We start from the raw sequence: 15,087 nt of genomic DNA on the forward strand, positions 1-15,087 counted from the left end.
GATCGGCATGGGGCTGATGACGCGACGGACCGGCCTCGGCACCGCGCTGTGTTTCCCGATCCGCGGGCATTTCACAATCGGCCGGTTTTCGCTGCCCCTGCCGTGCAGCGCCGTCCTCCCCGGCCGCGAGGCGGGTGACTGACCGTCAGACGAGCCGCGCCGTCAGCCTTGCGCCGTCCCGACCCGCGATCCGGGCCTTGACGATCCGTCCGACCGGCTGCGGCACCTGAAACGCGACTTCGGCAAAATGCTCGGTCCGTCCCATCGTCGGGCTTTCCATCAATACCGAATGGACGCGGCCTGTCTGCGCCTCAAGATGCCGGGACGCGGCCGCCTCTCCGGCAGCGCGCAAACGGGCGGCGCGGTCGCGGATCCTCGCACCGTCGATGGCGGGCATCTTCGCCGCCGGGGTGCCCTGCCTGGCCGAATAGGGGAAGACATGCAGCCATGTCAGCCCGCAGGCGTCGATCAGCGACAGGCTTTCGTCGAAATGGGCGTCCGTCTCGGTCGGGAAACCGGCGATGATGTCGGCGCCGAAGGTGATGTCGGGGCGCAGGCGCCGGGCCTCGTCGCAGAACGCGACGGCGTCGGCGCGCAGGTGCCGGCGCTTCATCCGCTTCAGGATCAGATCCGATCCGTGTTGCAGCGACAGGTGCAGATGCGGCATCAGCCGCTCCTGCTCGGCGATCGCGCGCATCAGCGCCGCGTCGGCCTCGATGCTGTCGATCGAGCTGATCCGCAGGCGCGGCAGGTCGGGCACCAGCCGCAGGATGCGCGTCACCAGATCGCCCAGCCGCGGCGTGCCGGGCAGATCGGCACCCCAGCTTGTCAGATCCACCCCGGTCAGCACGACCTCGGCATAGCCGGCGGCGGACAGGCGGCGGATCTGCTCGACCACGACCCCTGCGGGAACCGAGCGCGAATTGCCGCGGCCATAGGGAATGATGCAGAACGTGCAGCGGTGATCGCAGCCGTTCTGCACCTGCACATAGGCGCGGCTGCGCGTGCCGAACCCGTCGATCAGATGGCCGGCCGTTTCGCGCACCGACATGATGTCGTCGACCCGCACCCGTTCGGTCGGCCCGGTGAAATCGGGCGCCAACGACGCCCAGACCGCCGGCGACATCTTTTCCGCGTTGCCCAGCACATGCGCGACCTCGGGCATGGCGGCGAACGTCTCGGGTTGGGTCTGGGCGGCGCATCCCGTCACCACGATCCGCGCGCCGGGGTTGGCGCGGTGCAGACGGCGGATGTCCTGGCGGGCCTTGCGCACCGCCTCGGCCGTCACGGCGCAGGTGTTGACGATGACCGCGTCGGTCAGCCCCGCATCGGCCGCCAGCGCCTTCATCGCCTCGGCTTCATAGGCGTTCAGGCGGCAGCCATGGTTGGAAAAGACCGGCGCGTTCATCGGATGCCCGCCAGCCACGCACCCGTCAGCGTGGCGGTGAAGACATGCGCCGTCGGCCCGGTCATCCACACGCCGTCGTCGCGCCAATCGACCGCAAGCGTCCCCCCGTCGAGTTCGACCGTCACGGCCCGTCCGGTCAACCCGCGCCGGACCGCCGCGACGGCCACGGCGCAGGACGAGCTGCCCGAAGCCAGCGTAACGCCCGCGCCGCGTTCCCAGACCCGGACGCGCAGGGTATCGGGGCCGATGACCTGTACGATCTGCACGTTGGTGCGTTGCGGGAAAAGCGCGTGCGTCTCGTGCGCGGCGCCGAACCGGGCCAGATCGACCTGCGCGACATCGGCGACGAAGAAGGTGCAGTGCGGGTTGCCCATGCCGGTGGCGACCGGATCGCCGGCAATCGGCAGGCAACCGGTGGGCACATCGCGGGCCAGCGGGATGTCCCGCCATCCCAGTTGCGGCCGGCCCATATTCACCGATGTCAGCCCGGCACCCGCGTTGACGGCCTGTAACAACCCGCGCGACGTTCGCAGCGTCAGCCGGTCGCGGCCGTTCATCAGGTGCCGCGCAATGCAGCGCGTGGCGTTCCCGCAGGCATCCGACATCGACCCGTCGGCGTTCCAGAATGTCAGCCGGGCGTCGGCATCCTCGTCCGCATCTATGGCGGCGATCTGGTCGCAGCCCACGCCGAAATGCCGGTTGGCCAAGGCACGGGCGATGGCCGGCGTGACCTCGACAGGCCGCTCGCGCCGGTCGATGACGACGAAATCGTTCCCCAGCCCGTGCATCTTCATGATCGTCAGCGCATCCATCGCCGCCCTATAGACCTGACGGAATTGCGGCGAAAGAGGGCGGGGCATTTCCGCTTGACCGCTTGCGCCGCCGAAGCTAGTCACCGCGCCTGTGAGCCGGTAGCTCAGTTGGTAGAGCAACTGACTTTTAATCAGTAGGTCCAGGGTTCGAGCCCCTGCCGGCTCACCACTTCGCCGCCTGTCCCGCGACCGGGACACAAGTTTCCGAACACCTTGTCAAAACGGATCATATCGCAATGAAATTGCTTCCCGCCGTCGCGGCGATGGCGCTGATCGTGGTCGCGTCGAATGTTCTGGTGCAGTTCCTTTACGGTCAATGGCTGACCTGGGGGGCGTTCACCTATCCGCTGGCATTCCTCGTCACCGACCTGACCAACCGCCTGCACGGGCCGGCCGCCGCTCGCCGGGTGGTGATGGCCGGGTTCGGCGCCGGACTGGTCTGTTCGGTGATCGGGACGCAGATCATCGGGCCCGAGGGCCCGCTGGTGACGGGGCGGATCGCGCTGGCCTCGGCCACGGCGTTTCTGGGCGCGCAGATGCTGGATGTGACACTATTCGACCGGCTGCGCGGCGGGCGCTGGTGGCGGGCGCCGCTGGTGTCGTCGCTGGTCGGATCGGCGCTGGACACGGCGCTGTTTTTCAGCATTGCGTTCAGTGCCTTGCTGCCTTTCGGCGATGTCGCCTGGGCGAACGGGACGGTGCCGCTGCTGGGCCGGGGGCCGGACGCGCCGCTTTGGGTCAGCCTGGCGGTGGCGGATTGGGGGGTCAAACTGGCGCTGGCGGTGATCGCGCTGGTGCCTTTCCGCATGACGGTGGGGCGGCTGTCGGGCAGGCCGGTCGAAAGGCTTTGACTTATGCCGAATCTGTGGCAGGTTCGCGCTATCGGAAACAAGCGAAAGGAGGTGGTCCAGTGTCTAGTTTGATGTTGGAGATCGGTGTCGGAACAGTCGCGGGGAACCGTAAGCGGGGGTAACGCCCCGAAGTCGCTTTCGCGATTGGACCCATGTCCTAACCGGGTCCATCTCCTGATCAATCGGGGGCCATCCTTCGGGGTGGCCCCTTTCACGTCGAAACGTACAAATTGTACAGTTCACGCCCCGAAATGTACGGTTCACATGCTGCGCGTCACCGACACCATCGCGATCGAGGATTGGGAGCTGACCGAGCAGTTCGTCCATGCCGGCGGACCCGGCGGGCAGAACGTGAACAAGGTCGCCACCGCCGTCGAATTGCGGTTCGAGGCCGAGCGGTCGCCCAACCTGCCCGGCTTCGTGAAGGCGCGTCTGCGCAAGCTGGCTGGGCGGCGCTGGACCAAGGACGGGGCGCTGGTGATCCGCGTGACCGAGACGCGCCACCAGCAGCGCAACCGCGAGATCGCGCGCGAACGGCTGGCCGAGCTGGTGCGCGCGGCGACTGTGCGTCCCAAGCGGCGGATTCCGACACGGCCCAGCGCGGGCGCCAGACGCCGCCGGCTGGACGAGAAGAAGGCGCGGGGGCAAGTCAAGGCGCTGCGCGGCGACGTGACGCCCGACTGATCACGCGGCCTGGGCCACGGTGCCTTCGGGCGCCGCGACGGCAAGGCCGGGCAGGCGCAGGGTGAAGGTCGATCCCTGCCCCAGATTGCTTTGCACGGAAATGTCGCCGCCCAGGGATTGCACGAGCGTGCGGGTGATCGACAGGCCCAACCCCGTTCCGCCGAAGGACCGCCCCGCGCCGTGATCGGCCTGCGCGAACCGTTCGAAGATGCGCGACAGATCGGCCGGCGAGATGCCGATGCCCGTGTCGCGGACCACGATCGTCAGATCGCCCTGCGCGGGACCGCAGGGCGTCCAGACGACGTTGACGGAAACGCGCCCGTCGGTGGTGAATTTCAGCGCGTTGCCGACCAGGTTGTTCATCGCCTGCCGCAGGATGCGCGGATCGGTGACGACGGGCGGCATCGCCGGGTCGATGCGCAGATCGAACGTCAGCCCCTTGCGCAGGGCAGTCAGCCGCAGCGCGCCCAGGGTGGGGGCCAGAAGCGCCGCGACATCGACGGGTTCGGGCCGGGCCACCTCTTCGCCCGCATCCAGCCGGGCGGTCTGAAGCAGCTGTTCGATAAGCTGCAACTGATCCCCGGCCGAGCTTTCGATGATGGCGACCAGTTCGCGGTCGGATGCGTCGAGATTGCTTTCCGCCAGCAACTGCACGGCACCGACGATGCCGTTCATAGGGGTGCGCAATTCGTGGCTGACATTGGCCAGCAGCACCGATTTGGCCCGGTCCGCGGCCCAGGCGCGGTCGGTGGCATCGGTCAGGCACGCCGCCATGCCGACGATGAAGCGCCCGATCATGGCCGTGACCGTCAGCACCGCGACGACAAGAACCAGCGCGGGCAACCACCAGCGTTGAAGGATCGCGGTGCCCGGCGCGGGCGGGGTCCAGCCGATGGCGGCGACCGGATCGCCGTCCGGTCCGCGCAGCAGGATCGAGGATGCGGGGTCGATCCCGGCGGAATCGGGCAGCACCCTGGCGCCGTCGATCTGGAAATCGGAAGCGATGCGTTGCAGGCGGCGGTCGTCGAACCGCATCCCGAAGGTCATGATCGGCGCATCGGGATCCACGGCGTCCCTTGTGGCGGATGCGGAAGACGGGGCGGCCTGAACCGGCAGCGACGCAAGAAGCCACAGATCCCCGTCGACCCTGAAGAAGGCCGATGACGGCGCGGTGCCGTCGGTCCGCGCGATCTGGGCGCGGATCGCGTCGCTTGTGGCGTCGGGCAGCAGGCCGAAGACGAATTCCCGTTCCTGCGCGCCGTTCAACCAACCGAAGGATTCGCCGCTGGCATAGTTGGCGGCGAACAGATCGAACGAATCCGGCGACACGCCGCTGGCGACGTTGTCGTAGATCCAGCCGATATCCTGAAATTCCAGCCGGTCCTGCGCCGCGGTCCAGAAGGCGTCGTGGCTGGCCAGCAGCGTCATGCGGTCGCGCGCCATGCGGATGCCGGCCTGCATCATCCCGAACGCGCCCTGCCGCGCCACGACGTTCTGCCGGTGCGTCAGCAGCAGCGCACTGGAAATCCAGACGGCGCAGAACAGCACCGCCAGAAGGCCCACGGCCCCGACGAACCGCGTCGTGCGCCTGTTTATTGTGGCCCGCATCCCGTCCCTCCGATCCGCGTCGTGGGGGCAGGATCGCGCAAAGCCGTCAACAAAGCGTCAATGCCGGCCCTTTTCCGGCACGGTCGGGTTTTTGTTGACGCTAGGGGAAGTTGTCGCGTTACTGAAAGCCGGCGGTGCCGCGATCGTTCCGCGCAACAATCTGACGGGGTATTCCATGCTGTCGAGACTGGTCGTCGGACTGGACGGAGGCGACACGGGAAGCCGTGCCGTCGATTTCGCCCGCAAGCTGGCCGCGCGGATGGAGGATTGCGAGCTGATCCTCGTCTATGTGATCGAATGGTCGCCCTTCAGTTTTCAGACCGCCGAGGAGAACGCCCAGCGCCACAGGCGCCGCGAGGAGGAGATCGACGCCGCGCGGTCGCGGATCGTGACGCCGGCGGTCGAGGCGCTGCAATCGCAGGGCGTCAAGGTGCGCGGGCTGGTGCGGCACGGCAACGTGTCGGACGCGCTGGACCGGATCGCGCGCGACGAGGGCGCCGACCTGATCGTCGTGGCCCGCACATCCGATACCGGGGTGGCGTCGCGGATCTTCGGGTCGTCCACCGCCAACCTGGTGATGCACGCCACCGTGCCCGTAACGGTCGTGGGATGAGGGACAAGCCGATGAACAGCATTCTCAAGACGATCGCGGGCAGCCTGCCGGTCATGCTTGCGACGGGCGCGGCGCGGGCGCAGGCGACGGTCCCGTCCGAGGCGCTGAGCCTGGACGAGCGCGTCAACAGCGCCTTCGCGCAGGCGACGGGGCCGTTCGTGAACCTGATCTTCGCGCCCCTGCCCGGCACGGCGTTTCCGTGGATCGTGCTGTGGCTGGTCGTGGCCGCTAGCATCTTCACCGTCTATTTCGGGCTGATCCAGTTCAAGGGCTTCGGCCATTCCATCGCGCTGGTGAAGGGCGATTATTCCGATCCCGACGACGCGGGCGAGGTCAGCCATTTCCAGGCGCTCGCCACGGCGCTGTCGGGCACGGTGGGGCTGGGCAACATCGCCGGCGTCGCCGTCGCCGTGGGCATCGGCGGGCCGGGGGCGACATTCTGGATGATCCTGGCGGGGCTGCTGGGAATGGCGTCGAAATTCACCGAATGCACGCTGGGGGTGAAATACCGCAACGAATACCCGGACGGCACCGTGTCGGGCGGGCCGATGTATTACATGAAGAAAGGGTTCGCGGAACGCGGCCTGCCGGGCGGCGGCATTCTGGCGATCCTGTTCTGCATCTTCACGATCCTCGGCTCGCTGGGCGGGGGCAACATGTTTCAGGCCAACCAGGCGCATGCACAGATCGTCGGCATCACCGGCGACTATCCGGGCTGGATAACCGGTATCGTCTTCGCGGGCGTCGTCTTTGCGGTCATCGTGGGCGGGATCAAGTCCATCGCCAAGGTGACGGAAAAGGTCGTGCCGTTCATGGGCATTCTTTATGTCGGTGCGGCCCTGATCATCCTGATCGTGGAGTTCGACCAGATCGGCACTGCGTTCGGCCAGATCTTCGCGGGCGCGTTCACCGGGCTGGGCGTCGCGGGCGGGTTCGTCGGCGCGCTGATCCAGGGGTTCAAGCGCGCCGCCTTCAGCAACGAGGCGGGCGTGGGATCGGCGGCCATCGCCCATTCGGCCGTGCGCACCAAGGAACCCGTGACCGAAGGCTATGTGTCGCTGCTGGAGCCGTTCATCGACACGGTGGTCATCTGCACGATGACGGCGCTGGTCATCACCATTTCGGGGCAGCTGATCACGGACCCCGCAACGGGGCGCTTCGTGCTGGACGAGGCGGGGACAGCCATCGCCACCATCGACGGCGCGTCGGGCGTGGCGCTGACATCGGCCGCGTTCGCCACGGCGTTCTGGTGGTTTCCCTATGTGCTGGCCATCGCGGTGATCCTGTTCGCCTTCTCGACCATGATTTCGTGGTCCTATTACGGGCTGAAGGCGTGGACCTACATGTTCGGCGAGGGGCGCAAGACCGAAATCACGTTCAAGGTGATCTTCTGCATCTTCATCGTCATCGGGGCCGCGGCCAGCCTGGGGCCGGTGATCGACTTTTCGGATGCGGCGATCTTCTCGATGGCGGTGGTGAACATCACGGCGCTGTATTTCCTGATGCCGATCGTCAAGCGCGAGCTGCGTTCCTACAACGCGCGGCGCAAGTCGGGCGAGATCCGCAAGTTCGCACATTAGGATCGCGCCACTTGCCCTGCGGCCCGGCCCCATGCACAACGGGGACCGGGCCGCACGGGGGGAACCATGGTCGATATTGCCGCGCGGGTCTGGAACCACCGCTGGAAGATCGACCCGATCGTCCGGTCGCTGATCGACACGGATTTCTACAAGCTGCTGATGTGCCAGTCGGTGTTTCGCAACCGGCCCGACACGCGGGTGACGTTCAGCCTGATCAACCGCACCGACCGCGTGCCGCTGGCCCGCCTGATCGACGAGGGCGAGTTGCGCGAGCAACTCGACCACATCCGGTCGCTGTCGCTGACACGCGGGGAATCGACGTGGATGCGCGGCAACACGTTCTATGGCAAGCGGCAGATGTTCACGCCGCGTTTCATGGACTGGTTCGAGGGGCTGCGCCTGCCGCCCTATCATCTGGAGCGGCACGGCGACCAATACGAACTGACCTTCGAGGGCGCCTGGCCCGAGGTCATGCTGTGGGAGATTCCGGCGCTGGCGGTGCTGATGGAGTTGCGCGGGCGCGCGGTTCTGGACGGGCTGGAGCGGTTCGAGTTGCAGGTACTTTACGCCCGCGCGATGACCAAGCTGTGGGAGAAGGTCGAACGGTTGCAGAAGCTGACCGACCTGCGGATCGCGGATTTCGGCACCCGGCGGCGGCATTCGTTCCTGTGGCAGGACTGGTGCGTACGCGCCATGCACGAAGGGTTGGGCGAAGCGTTCACCGGCACGTCGAACTGCCTGATCGCCAAGGAGCGCGATCTGGAAGCCATCGGCACCAACGCGCACGAATTGCCGATGGTCTATGCCGCCCTGGCCGACAGCGAGGACGCCCTGGCGCGTGCGCCATACGACGTGCTGGCCGACTGGCACGAGGAACACGACGGCAACCTGCGCGTGATCCTGCCCGATACCTATGGCACGAAGGGGTTTCTGGACCGCGCGCCGGACTGGTTGGCGGGCTGGACCGGCATCCGCATCGACAGCGGCGATCCGGCGGCGGGGGCCGAAACGGCGATCCGCTGGTGGCAGGCGCGCGGCGAGGATCCGCGCGGCAAGCTGGTGATCTTCTCGGACGGGCTGGACGTGGACCGGATCGAGGCGCTGCATGCGCAATTCGCGGGGCGGGTGCGGGTCAGCTTCGGCTGGGGCACGCTGCTGACCAACGATTTTCGCGGACTGGTCGCGGACGACGCGCTGGCGCCGTTCAGCCTGGTCTGCAAGGCGGTCGCGGCGAACGGACGGCCCACGGTCAAGCTGTCGGACAACCCCGAAAAGGCGATGGGCCCCAAGGAGGAGGTGGCGCGCTACAAGCGGGTGTTCGGCGTCGGCGCGCAGGAGCGGATCGCCGTGGAGGTCTGAACGAAACGGGGGGAACCCTCTGTCCGGTCCCGTGTTGACGGGGCGAACGACCGAAAGGACAAGACGATGAAAAAGCTTATGATTGCCGCGATGTTCGCCCCCTTGGCCGGAATGGCCTTTGCCCAGACGGCGGATATCTCCAGCTATACCGAACTCGACGATGTGCGCGTCATCGGGTCGGACGGCCAGCGGATCGGCGAGATCGAGGAAGTGCTGATCGACAGCACCGGCATGCCGGCCGCCCTGGTGGTCGAGGTCGAGGACGGGTTCCTGGATCTGGGCGACAAGGAAGTGGTCATCACCATGGACGCCCTGACATGGGAGAACGGCCACTATACGACCACGATGACGCCGGACGAAATGAACGCGCTGCCGGTCTGGGACGATTGAGGACCGGTTACATTACGGCAATATGAAGGGGGCGCATTTGCGTCCCCTTTTTTCGGCTTCGATCTATCCCGGCCTGCGGGCCAGCGCGCGGCGCAGGGCCAGCGAAGCCTCCACCACCGCCATGACGGCGATGAGGGTCAGCAGGGGGCGGGTGCCTAACTCGACGATCATCCAGCCGGCCACGAGCGGGAAGCCGAAGATGCCGATGAAGTAGGTCAGCGCGAAGATCTGGAGCGTCTGCGCGCCCAGATCCTCGGGCGCGTCTGCGGCGGCCATGGCGACGAGGATTGGGTACGAAACACCGTAACCCACCCCGAACAGGATCGCGACCGCCAGATAAAGCGGCAGGTTTCCGCCGCTGAAGATGAAGACGACGATACTGAGACACATGGCCGACTGAAGCATGGCGATGGTGAGATAGGGGTTCCTTCCGCCCCTGAAGCGCGCCAGCACCAGACGGCACCCGACCACGGTGATCGTGTAGGTCAGAAAGAACGTGGCATAGTCGAGACCGCGCGCATCGGCGAACACCGTCTGGAAGTTGTTCAGCCCGGCAAAGACGCTGGCCCCCAGAAACACCATGAAAACCGGCAGCAGCGCGGGCGATGTCAGCACCCCCCGCAGCGCGGCCAGGGTGATGCGCGACGGAAGCTCGGGGCGGGGGTTGATCGCGTTGGCGCGGACGGGCGTATGCAGCATGAAGAACAAGGCGCTGCCGATCAGGCACAGCACCGCCGTGGCGTAAAACGCAGCGCGCACGCCATAACCCATGCCTTCGAGCGTGGATGCCAGAACGGGCGACAGACCGAAGCCCGCCATCACGAAGACCGTCAGCAGCGTGAAGAACCGCACCCGTTCATCGGCGCGGACAAGCCGCGTCAGCACGATCGGCCCCAGGGAATAGGTCAGGCCCCAGCCGAGACCCAGCAGCAGGCTGGCAAGAACCAGACCGGCCCCGACCGTATCGACGGTGGCATAGAGAAAGAGCGACGCGGAAATGGCGATGCAGGCCGCCCCGAGCGTGCGAAGACGACCCACGAGATCGGACAGATGGCCCGAGAAATAGACCGCCAAGAGGGTCGCCACAGTGGTGACGGCAAGCATCGCGCCCACCACCTTTTCATTGGCGCCGAAGCTGTCGAAAAGACGGGGCAGCATGAAGGTCAGGCCATAGGCGCCTGCCTGAAGGAAGATGGCGATGAAATAGACGGCAAAGACGACGCCCCGGCTCATGTCTTCCCCTGAAAAGAGTGTCCGGCGTCGGATATTCGGCGGACCGGGGCAGCCAGGGGCCGGGCGAAAACCCCCGGCCGATCGTCAGCAGAAGGGCCGCCCCATCGGCGCGGCCCTGTGCCCTTTGCGGGGGGGGGTCAGCCGTTGACGCTGTCCTTCAGGGCCTTGGCGATGGTCATCTTGACGACCTTGTCGGCGTCCTTCTTGATCTGTTCGCCGGTGGCGGGGTTGCGGACCATGCGTTCGGGGCGTTCGCGGCAATAGATCTTGCCGACTCCCGGAAGTGTCACGGCGCCGCCCTTGGACACTTCTTCGGTGATGATGTCGGTCACGGCGTCCAGCGCCTCGCCGGCGGTCTTCTTATCGCTGTCCAGCTTCTCGGCCAGCGCGGCCACGAGCTGGGTCTTGGTCATCGGTTTGGTCGCCATGGTCTTCTCTCTCCTCAGGCCGCTGGTGCGGGCACGGACGGTCATTCGCCCCGTTTACCCGGCCAGACACAACGAACGGTCGGGCGCCGTCAAGGCCCTTGCGTTGTTTCAAAGGCTTTTCGGCGCTTTCGGGTCCATCGGGGCGCGGATCAGAGGAAGGCCGTCTCCTCGAAGCTGCGCAGCTTGCGGCTGTGGATGCGTTCGAGTGGCATCTCGCGGATCGCCTCCATCGCGCGGACGCCGATCAGCAGGTGCCGCGCAACCTGCGTGCGATAGAAGTCGGACGCCATGCCGGGCAGTTTCAGCTCGCCGTGCAGCGGCTTGTCGGAAACGCAGAGCAACGTGCCGTAGGGCACGCGGAAGCGGAAGCCGTTGGCGGCGATGGTGGCGCTTTCCATATCCAGCGCGATGGCGCGGGATTGCGACAGGCGCTGCACCGGGCCGGACTGGTCGCGCAGTTCCCAGTTGCGGTTGTCGATGGTGGCGACGGTGCCGGTGCGCATGATGCGCTTGAGCTCGTATCCCTCAAGCTGGGTCACATGCTCGACCGCCTCCTCCAGCGCGACCTGCACCTCGGCCAAGGGCGGGATGGGCACCCAGACGGGCAGGTCGTCGTCCAGGACGTGATCCTCGCGCAGATAGGCATGGGCCAGCACGAAATCGCCCAGACGCTGCGAATTGCGCAGGCCCGCGCAATGGCCGACCATCAGCCAGGCATGGGGCCGCAGTACGGCGATGTGGTCGGTGGCGGTCTTGGCGTTGGACGGGCCGACGCCGATGTTGACCAGGCTGATCCCCTGCCCGCCCACGCGGGTCAGGTGATAGCTGGGCATCTGCGGCATCTTCGCCAGAACCGGCAGGTCGCCGTCGCCCGTTGTGATCGTGCCGCCGCCGGGCACCACGAAGGCGGTATAGCCGCTGGCGGGATCGGACAGCATGGCGCGCGCGAAAAGCTCGAACTCCTCGACGTAGAACTGGTAGTTGGTGAACAGGACGTGGTTCTGAAAATGCTCGGGCGCGGTGGCGGTGTAATGCGCCAGGCGCGCCAGGCTGTAGTCGATGCGCTGTGCGGTGAAGGGCGCCAGCGGATGCGATCCGTCGGCGAAGACGAAACCCTGACCGTTGACGATGTCGTCATGCGTGGTGGACAGATCGGGCACGTCGAAGATGTCGCGCAGGGTGAAATTCATCGCGCCGTCCTGCGGCACGGTCATGCCCGGATCGCTGGCGACGGCAAAATGCACCGGGATCGGCGTGGTCGAGGGGCCGATGGACACCGGCACGCCCTGGGTCCGCGTCAGCAGGCCGATCTGCTGGGTCAAATAGTTGGCGAAAAGGTCAGGCCGGGTAATGGTGGTGGAATAGGTGCCCGGTTCGGCGACATGGCCGAAGCTGAGGCGGCTGTCGGCGCTGGCATAGCTGGTCGTGGTCAGCCGGATTTCGGGATAGAAGGCGCGAAAGCGCGAGGCGGGCCGTTCGCCGGACAGCGCCCGCGAAAAGCGGTCGGTCAGGAACTGGACGGACTCGCGGTAAAGCTCGGCCAGCCGTTCGACGGCGGCGGCGGGGTCGGTGAAACTTTGATGCGCGCGCGGCTGGGGGGGTTTCGACCGGCAGGCTGTGGGCAGTCATGGGGCATCCTTTTGCCCATGTGCCTAGCGCCGCCCCGCAGGGCAGGCAAGCGCGACGGAACTCGGGGCGCGGTGCCACGTTCCGGCAGATCATGGCAGGCCCCCCGGATCTGATCCACTATCCCGACACGCGGCCCGGCATCACCCGCAGGCGGGCCGGGCGCGGCTTCAGCTATATCGCGCCCGACGGCACGCGGATCGACGATGCGGGCGAACGTGCGCGCCTGGCCGCGCTGGCCGTGCCGCCCGCCTATGAGGATGTGTGGATGTGCCCGCTGCCGCGCGGGCATCTTCAGGCGACGGGGCGCGATGCGCGGGCGCGCAAGCAATACCGGTATCACGAGGACTGGACGGCGTTCCGGGCGCGCAGGAAATACGACGATCTGGCGCGGTTCGGCACCGCCCTGCCCGCGATCCGCCGCCGCATCGCCCGCGACCTGAACGGCGCGGCGGGCGAGCGCGACACCGCCATCGCCGCGATCCTGGCGATGATCGACCGGCTGTCGCTCCGCATCGGCAACCGCGACTATACCGAGGAGAACGGATCCTATGGCGCGACCACGCTGCGCCACCGGCATCTGAAGCTGACGGATCAGGGGATGAAGCTGGATTACAAGGCCAAGGGCGGCAAGCGCGTGCGCCGCGACCTGCGCGACAAGCGGCTGGCGCGGGTGCTGCACGAACTGGACGATCTGGGCGGCGCGACGCTTGTATCGTGGGTGGATGCGGACGGCGCGGTGCACGAGGTGACATCGAGCGCGGTGAACGAGAGGCTGGCCGAGATGGCGGGGCAGGACGGGTTCACCGCCAAGACCTTCCGCACCTGGAACGGCACGGCCGCGGCGATGGAGGTGGCGTTGCGCGAGGAGGCCCCCACCATCGCCGCCATGGCCGAGGCCGCCGCCGAACGCCTCGGCAACACCCCCGCCATCGCCCGCACCAGCTATATCCACCCCGACGTGATCGCCCTGACCGAGCGGGATCTGGCGGAACGGCAGAAGCTGGCCGAGCGGGGCGGCGACATGCGGGGATTAAGGGTGGCGGAGCGGGGGGTGCTGGGGGTGTTGGGGTAGAAAAGCGCGTGCCGCGGATCAAATATCCTTATTATAGGTTGCTCGAAGTCATAGAAGACTGTCACCGACCAGACTATAGAAATCCACTACTTCATAGAAGATGTATCCAGAAACAACAAGCGAACATATCGCAATTACTATTGGAATTAATCCCGACCATCTCCGACCGTCAACAGGCTGACGAAGCAGTACAAAATGCATTAACGTTAAATATTATATAATTACCGCAAGCAATGGCACAAAATCAAATGCAAGAATTTCCGCAAGGAAGCTTCGCAAGGCAGGCTGATTGATTGCGTTCGGCAAGACATTTATGCAGAACCCTGCTACAAGTCCAAGACTCGTGAGCAGCCCAAAGAAATTTCTCCATAGCGAAGCAAAAAGTCTGCTTTCGGCATGGTTCGTAGTGCTTGGCGTTTGAGTTGTCGTGAAATTCCTGTGTTCGGCAACGTGACATTACGGTTACTTGCTTTTAGACGCCAACCCTACCCGATCACCCCCGCCCCGATCATCGCGTCCTTCACCGCCAACTTCGTGCCGTCGGTCAGGGGGACCAGCGGCAGGCGGACGTCCTCGCGGCAGCGGCCGAGGAGGGAGAGGGCGTATTTGGCGGCGACGAGGCCGGGTTCGAGGAAGATCGCGGTGTGCAGGGGCATCAGGATGTCCTGCAATTCCAGCGCGCGGGCATAGTCGCCCGAAAGCGTGGCCGTCTGGAACTCGGCGCAGAGGCGCGGGGCGACGTTGGCGGTGACGCTGATGCAGCCCACCCCACCATGCGCGTTGAAGCCCAGCGCGCTGGCATCCTCGCCTGACAACTGCACGAAATCGGGCCCGCAGGTCCGGCGCTGCTGTGAGACGCGGGTCACGTCGCCGGTCGCGTCCTTGACGCCGACGATGCGGGGCAGTCGCGCTAGCTGGCCCATCGTGGCGGGATTCATGTCCACTACCGACCGGCCGGGAATGTTGTAGATGACGATGGGCAGATCCACCGCGTCGTGCAGGGCGGTGAAATGCGCGATCAGCCCGGCCTGCGTCGGCTTGTTGTAATAGGGCGTCACGACCAGCGCGGCATCGGCCCCCACCTCGGCCGCGTGGCGCAACAGGCGGATGCCCTCGGCGGTATTGTTGGATCCGGCCCCGGCGATCACCTTGACGCGGCCGGCGGCGGCCTCGACCACTTCGCCCACAACCTCCTCGTGTTCGGCATGGGACAGCGTCGGCGTCTCGCCCGTCGTGCCGACGGGCACGATGCCGTGGGTGCCTTCGGCGACGTGCCATTCGACCAGATCGCGCAGCGCCGGAATGTCCAGTTTTCCGTCCGCGAAGGGCGTGACGAGGGCGACGTAAGAACCTGTGAACATGGCGGGCTTTCCTTGGGAACGGGCCCCGGCCTGGGGCGGGCGCGATGCGGCCGGACCCT

At 66.4% G+C, this 15,087-nt stretch carries 14 protein-coding genes and 1 tRNA gene; 8 read left to right on the forward strand and 7 right to left on the reverse strand.

Features of this window, described 5'->3' with window-relative positions; translation table 11 throughout:
* Positions 1-145 precede the first annotated feature (145 nt).
* Together mtaB and dapF are read right to left on the reverse strand one after the other, a co-directional pair.
* A complete protein-coding gene (mtaB, locus tag OCGS_RS08630) occupies positions 146-1,408 on the reverse strand; it encodes a tRNA (N(6)-L-threonylcarbamoyladenosine(37)-C(2))-methylthiotransferase MtaB (protein WP_007426857.1) in 1,263 nt (420 codons plus the stop codon).
* Entirely contained in the window at positions 1,405-2,268 is an 864-nt protein-coding gene (gene dapF / locus OCGS_RS08635; RefSeq protein WP_007426858.1) for a diaminopimelate epimerase, read from the reverse strand. Before dapF ends, mtaB begins: the two co-directional genes overlap by 4 nt.
* 45 nt (positions 2,269-2,313) lie before the next feature.
* Between dapF and OCGS_RS08640 the strand changes: the two genes are divergently transcribed.
* From OCGS_RS08640 to arfB, 3 genes are all read left to right on the forward strand, one after another.
* Positions 2,314-2,389, forward strand: a tRNA-Lys gene (locus tag OCGS_RS08640).
* Between the two features lie 67 nt (positions 2,390-2,456).
* A complete protein-coding gene (locus tag OCGS_RS08645) occupies positions 2,457-3,071 on the forward strand; it encodes a VUT family protein (RefSeq protein ID WP_007426859.1) in 615 nt (204 codons plus the stop codon).
* 264 nt (positions 3,072-3,335) lie between these two features.
* Positions 3,336-3,755, forward strand: coding sequence for an alternative ribosome rescue aminoacyl-tRNA hydrolase ArfB (arfB, locus tag OCGS_RS08650; protein ID WP_007426860.1), 420 nt, complete (start codon positions 3,336-3,338; stop codon positions 3,753-3,755).
* Here the strand turns inward: arfB and OCGS_RS14560 are convergent, their stop codons facing one another.
* Entirely contained in the window at positions 3,756-5,363 is a 1,608-nt protein-coding gene (locus OCGS_RS14560; protein WP_007426861.1) for a sensor histidine kinase, read from the reverse strand.
* Positions 5,364-5,538: 175 nt separating this feature from the next.
* Here OCGS_RS14560 and OCGS_RS08660 point away from each other — a divergent pair, with 175 nt between their 5' ends.
* The 4 genes from OCGS_RS08660 (at position 5,539) to OCGS_RS08675 (ending at position 9,305) form a co-directional block, all read left to right on the forward strand.
* On the forward strand, positions 5,539-5,976 hold the full coding sequence (locus OCGS_RS08660) for a universal stress protein (RefSeq protein ID WP_007426862.1): 438 nt from the start codon (positions 5,539-5,541) through the stop codon (positions 5,974-5,976).
* Positions 5,977-5,987: 11 nt separating this feature from the next.
* Complete coding sequence (locus OCGS_RS08665) at positions 5,988-7,556, forward strand: alanine/glycine:cation symporter family protein (RefSeq protein ID WP_007426863.1); 1,569 nt, start codon at positions 5,988-5,990, stop codon at positions 7,554-7,556.
* Between the two features lie 66 nt (positions 7,557-7,622).
* A complete protein-coding gene (gene pncB, locus OCGS_RS08670) occupies positions 7,623-8,915 on the forward strand; it encodes a nicotinate phosphoribosyltransferase (protein WP_007426864.1) in 1,293 nt (430 codons plus the stop codon).
* 66 nt (positions 8,916-8,981) lie between these two features.
* Positions 8,982-9,305, forward strand: coding sequence for a PRC-barrel domain-containing protein (locus tag OCGS_RS08675; RefSeq protein ID WP_007426865.1), 324 nt, complete (start codon positions 8,982-8,984; stop codon positions 9,303-9,305).
* Positions 9,306-9,368: 63 nt separating this feature from the next.
* Here OCGS_RS08675 and OCGS_RS08680 read toward each other — a convergent pair whose 3' ends face one another.
* From OCGS_RS08680 to OCGS_RS08690, 3 genes are all read right to left on the reverse strand, one after another.
* The gene (locus OCGS_RS08680) at positions 9,369-10,538 is read right to left on the reverse strand and encodes an MFS transporter (RefSeq protein WP_007426866.1); all 1,170 of its coding nucleotides are present in this window, start codon (positions 10,536-10,538) and stop codon (positions 9,369-9,371) included.
* A gap of 137 nt (positions 10,539-10,675) precedes the next feature.
* A complete protein-coding gene (locus OCGS_RS08685) occupies positions 10,676-10,966 on the reverse strand; it encodes an HU family DNA-binding protein (RefSeq protein WP_007426867.1) in 291 nt (96 codons plus the stop codon).
* A 149-nt stretch (positions 10,967-11,115) separates the two neighbouring features.
* Positions 11,116-12,591, reverse strand: coding sequence for an AMP nucleosidase (locus OCGS_RS08690; RefSeq protein ID WP_040610817.1), 1,476 nt, complete (start codon positions 12,589-12,591; stop codon positions 11,116-11,118).
* Positions 12,592-12,686: 95 nt separating this feature from the next.
* On the opposite strand from OCGS_RS08690, the gene OCGS_RS08695 reads away from it, so the two are divergent.
* Complete coding sequence (locus OCGS_RS08695) at positions 12,687-13,667, forward strand: DNA topoisomerase IB (protein WP_007426870.1); 981 nt, start codon at positions 12,687-12,689, stop codon at positions 13,665-13,667.
* A gap of 485 nt (positions 13,668-14,152) precedes the next feature.
* On the opposite strand, the gene dapA is transcribed toward OCGS_RS08695, so the two are convergent.
* A complete protein-coding gene (dapA, locus tag OCGS_RS08700; protein ID WP_007426871.1) occupies positions 14,153-15,028 on the reverse strand; it encodes a 4-hydroxy-tetrahydrodipicolinate synthase in 876 nt (291 codons plus the stop codon).
* Positions 15,029-15,087: the final 59 nt, after the last annotated feature.

Origin of the sequence: Oceaniovalibus guishaninsula JLT2003, from assembly GCF_000299575.1 — a bacterium.
GTDB lineage: Bacteria > Pseudomonadota > Alphaproteobacteria > Rhodobacterales > Rhodobacteraceae > Palleronia > Palleronia guishaninsula.

Excerpts from the sequence above, each read along its gene's own strand:
- OCGS_RS08645 (WP_007426859.1), top strand. The coding sequence starts at position 2,457 with ATGAAATTGCTTCCCGCCGTCGCGGCGATGGCGCTGATCGTGGTCGCG.
- OCGS_RS08660 (WP_007426862.1), top strand. The coding sequence starts at position 5,539 with ATGCTGTCGAGACTGGTCGTCGGACTGGACGGAGGCGACACGGGAAGC.
- OCGS_RS08675 (WP_007426865.1), top strand. The coding sequence starts at position 8,982 with ATGAAAAAGCTTATGATTGCCGCGATGTTCGCCCCCTTGGCCGGAATG.
- pncB (WP_007426864.1), top strand. The coding sequence starts at position 7,623 with ATGGTCGATATTGCCGCGCGGGTCTGGAACCACCGCTGGAAGATCGAC.
- OCGS_RS08680 (WP_007426866.1), bottom strand. The coding sequence starts at position 10,538 with ATGAGCCGGGGCGTCGTCTTTGCCGTCTATTTCATCGCCATCTTCCTT.
- arfB (WP_007426860.1), top strand. The coding sequence starts at position 3,336 with ATGCTGCGCGTCACCGACACCATCGCGATCGAGGATTGGGAGCTGACC.
- mtaB (WP_007426857.1), bottom strand. The coding sequence starts at position 1,408 with ATGAACGCGCCGGTCTTTTCCAACCATGGCTGCCGCCTGAACGCCTAT.
- OCGS_RS08695 (WP_007426870.1), top strand. The coding sequence starts at position 12,687 with ATGGCAGGCCCCCCGGATCTGATCCACTATCCCGACACGCGGCCCGGC.
- dapA (WP_007426871.1), bottom strand. The coding sequence starts at position 15,028 with ATGTTCACAGGTTCTTACGTCGCCCTCGTCACGCCCTTCGCGGACGGA.
- OCGS_RS08665 (WP_007426863.1), top strand. The coding sequence starts at position 5,988 with ATGAACAGCATTCTCAAGACGATCGCGGGCAGCCTGCCGGTCATGCTT.
- OCGS_RS14560 (WP_007426861.1), bottom strand. The coding sequence starts at position 5,363 with ATGCGGGCCACAATAAACAGGCGCACGACGCGGTTCGTCGGGGCCGTG.
- OCGS_RS08685 (WP_007426867.1), bottom strand. The coding sequence starts at position 10,966 with ATGGCGACCAAACCGATGACCAAGACCCAGCTCGTGGCCGCGCTGGCC.
- dapF (WP_007426858.1), bottom strand. The coding sequence starts at position 2,268 with ATGCCCCGCCCTCTTTCGCCGCAATTCCGTCAGGTCTATAGGGCGGCG.